A 520-nucleotide genomic window follows, 5' to 3' on the forward strand; every position below is an offset into this window, starting at 1 on the left:
GCGTAGATGGGCGGCGCCGGCAAGTCGGTCGGCAGCAGCGAGCCGCCGGCGTTGATCGCGGCCTGCACCTCCTGCTCGGCGATGTCGATCTTGTGGCCGAGGCCGAACTGCAGCGTGACCACCGAGACCCCGGCGGCGCTGCTCGAACTCATGCGCTGCAAGCCCGACATCTGGCCGAGCTGGCGCTCGAGCGGCGCGGTGACCGTGCGCGCCATGACCTCGGGACTGGCGCCCGGGTACAGCGTCTGCACCTGGATGGTCGGAAAGTCCACCTGCGGCAGCGCCGACAGGGGCAGGAACTTGAATCCTACCAGCCCGGCCAGCACGATCGCCAGCATCAGCAGCGAGGTGGCGACCGGACGCCGGATGAACGGCGCCGACGGGCTCATGGCCGCCGCTCCGAGGCGCCCGGAGGTGCAGCGGTCATGGCGTCCCTTCTTCGCGCCGGCGGCGCGGGCGCTCCCCGCTTGGCGCGGCCTCGCCGGACGCCGCCGGGGCCGGGGACGCCGCAGCGGGCGCA

The 520-nt window shown here is 73.7% G+C and carries 1 protein-coding gene; it reads right to left on the reverse strand.

All coding sequences use genetic code 11. The features are described 5' to 3' along the window. Positions 1–389 (reverse strand): efflux RND transporter permease subunit (locus tag C7C56_RS04075; RefSeq protein ID WP_181373015.1); only part of this gene is annotated, 389 nt, incomplete at its 3' end. Between the last annotated feature and the right edge of the window lie 131 nt (positions 390–520).

This window comes from Massilia glaciei (genome assembly GCF_003011895.2).
GTDB lineage: Bacteria > Pseudomonadota > Gammaproteobacteria > Burkholderiales > Burkholderiaceae_D > Telluria_A > Telluria_A glaciei.